The 2,754-nt window shown below is 57.4% G+C and carries 3 protein-coding genes; all 3 read right to left on the reverse strand.

All coding sequences use genetic code 11. The features are described from left to right. Positions 1-1,167, reverse strand: a 1,167-nt coding sequence (locus Q1X90_RS02720) for a polysaccharide biosynthesis tyrosine autokinase (RefSeq protein WP_300766302.1), incomplete at its 3' end; no start/stop codon positions are given. A gap of 33 nt (positions 1,168-1,200) precedes the next feature. After that, entirely contained in the window at positions 1,201-1,779 is a 579-nt protein-coding gene (locus Q1X90_RS02725) for a low molecular weight phosphatase family protein (RefSeq protein ID WP_300766305.1), read from the reverse strand. A 5-nt stretch (positions 1,780-1,784) separates the two neighbouring features. Further along, positions 1,785-2,754, reverse strand: a 970-nt coding sequence (locus Q1X90_RS02730) for a DUF4012 domain-containing protein (RefSeq protein ID WP_300766308.1), incomplete at its 5' end; no start/stop codon positions are given.

The raw sequence follows: 2,754 nt of genomic DNA on the forward strand, positions 1-2,754 counted from the left end.
CACCGACATAGGGGCCGTATCGACCAAAACATAGTCATACTGCTTCTGAGCCTGTTCCATAAGCTCGGTCATCAGAACGGAATTGAGAAGTATGCTCGCGTTTGCGACACGACGGCCCGCAGGGAGTATGTGCAGATTGGCCCGCCAATACGGCTGGACGACCTCTCTCGGCGTCGCCTGCGCCGACAGTATCTGAGACAGTCCGACGTTACCCTCGATATCCAATCCTCGTGCGACCGATGGATGCCTCAGATCCGCATCGATAAGGAGCACCGTCTTCCCCTCCTCGGCCAGAGCGGCCGCGATGTTGATGCACGTCGTGGTCTTCCCCTCCGCAGGACTTGACGATGTGATGATGAGAAGATGTCCACGTCCGGCCTGCCGGGTGGTGAGAAACGAGATGTTCGAGCGGATCCGTCTGAAGTCCTCGGCTTCGACACTGGCCGGATGCCCGACCACCGCGGCGGTCTTCTCCATCAGAATATCCGCCCTCGGCACGCTTCCCAGCGAAGATACGCCGCTGATCTCCTTGACCTCATCGACATCGTCCATCTTGGTGCTCGACATGTCCTTCACCAGAGCGACGGCGATGGCAAGGACCAATGCCAGAACAAAACCGGCTGCAAGATAGAGCGGAATTTTCGGCACGCTGGGCGAATCCGGCACGGACGCCGGCTGGACCACGCTGAGTTTGATCAGGGACGTGTCGCCGTCGCCTGAATACAGCGTGGATGATATCCGCTCGGCGAGATTGTTCGCCACACTGTTGGCTATTCTGGCGGAAAGCGCCGCATCTCCGTTTTCCACGGAGATGTCGACCATGAATGTGTTCGTGGGATTGGTCGCCGTCACCATGTCCGCGAGCTCATCAACTGTCACATCGAGATTGAGATCCGTGATGACCGGTTTGAGAATCGCCTGCGTTTTCACCAACGACGGATACGTCTTTATCTGGGTCGACAGGTAGGACGCGCCCGAGTTCATATCGGACGACGACTGTTGCGATCCCGACTGACTGGAATAGGATGCGAAAATCTCAGCGGTGGCCGTGTATTTCGGTGGCATAAGAAACGTCACCGCCGCGACGGACACGAAAACCACGAGAAACGTGATCAGCACCGTGACACGTCTTTTTTTCGCTATGCTCCACATATCCGCCAAAGTCACGGTGCCCTCGTTTCTCCCCAAAAACCAAACAGCTTACAATTGTATCATTATGTCGGAACCGTCGCGGTCCGGCAGGCGCATGCTTAGCAGCATTGTTCTGATCGCCTGATTTGTTTCGTCCGCGGCTTGCTCAAAATATTCGAAATCACGACCATAGGGATCGGAAATATCCTCGTAGCGATCGATATGCGCGCGTATCAAGGGTGCTTGTCCGACGACCGACAGAATTCTCTCGGAGATGGTCAGTCCCTTTACCATCCCGCGATCTGCGCAGAAACCGCACATCGCGGCGAATTCGGTGAGAACGAAGGTTCGCCGCACGACCGAAGGGGCGAGAGCGACGATATCGCGCCGCTGACCGCGTTCAAAGCAGAGTATGAGGTCGGTGGGCTCGGTCATATCCTTTGTCAGGCGGCGGGATCGGAATGAGTCCGAATCGATTCCCACACCGGCCAGCAGACGGCCGCTGGAAGGATCTATCATATGCCCGGGAAGGCCTCTGGTCCCCGCGCTCTCCACAAGAATCGAGGTCCGTTCAAGATACCGTCTCAGCAGAAGCTCCCCCAACGGGGAGCGGCACACGTTACCTGTGCAAACGACGAGAATCCTCATGGCCGTCATTTCTTCTTGATCTCGCATGAGGCCGTGTCATAGACGATTCCCGAATTGACCCATCCCATGGGCGTCTGGTCCAGCCGCAGATCCGCCGTGGACTTTGTGGAGGTGGTTACGGTGAAGGATATGGTCGCATCGGCGCCCGGCGACATGGTTATCACGCTGGCATATATCTCTTTGCCGTTAAGCGTCGTATGTTTCACCGCGGTGGACGTGCCGTTGATTGACAGGTTCTTGATGCTTCCGCCCTTCGGGGGGTAGATCAGGGTTTTCTCGATCGCCGCCCCTCCACCTCCGACCGAGGAATCGTTTCCCGTGATGTAGGTCGACAGGGAAGACGCCTCCTTTGATGTCATGGTGTTCTTCATCGTATAGGTGACCTGATAGGTCTGCGACCCGTCGGCATTGCACGACTGGCGTACGACCCGCGAGGTGCGGTGGACGTACCAGTCCATCTTCGATGGTGACTGTTCGGTGACGTACACGCCCACGGAGGGGCTCTGCTCGCTGTTAGGCGTGGACGCGGTGAAACCGGCCGCGGCTATGCTTTTCTGAGTTGACGTGTCGAAGGCGTAAACCGACAGATGCCGCCCTTCGGCCATGGAGCTCATGATCTTGCTTATGGTCATGAGCTTGGAGAACCTCATATTCGAAAACGCGCTGCTCATCGCGCTCTCCGCAACGAGTTGGAAAAGTCCGTCCTGCTGGGAGACCGGATAGTCGATGTACACGGTGTTGAGGAGGAACTGGGCCGTGTTGCTTCCAGTGAGCACACGACCATCAGGAAGGGTGATATTCCCGGTGGCGCCCACCAGCTCCTGAAGGACGACGGGATCGATCAGAACGACGCCGTCAAGCGTGGTCTTGGACCCCCACGGCGTGCTTGTCCATATGGTTTTCATGGCCTCAGCGACGCGCGACGTGTCGGGGTAGACGGCCGAGTCCCTGATGTCGAAGGACATGGACAACGGA

This window comes from uncultured Bifidobacterium sp. (genome assembly GCF_949292005.1).
In the GTDB taxonomy this organism is placed as follows: Bacteria; Actinomycetota; Actinomycetes; order Actinomycetales; family Bifidobacteriaceae; genus Bifidobacterium.

Coding starts and splice junctions, on each gene's coding strand:
- Q1X90_RS02725 (WP_300766305.1), bottom strand. CDS start 1,779: ATGAGGATTCTCGTCGTTTGCACAGGTAACGTGTGCCGCTCCCCGTTG.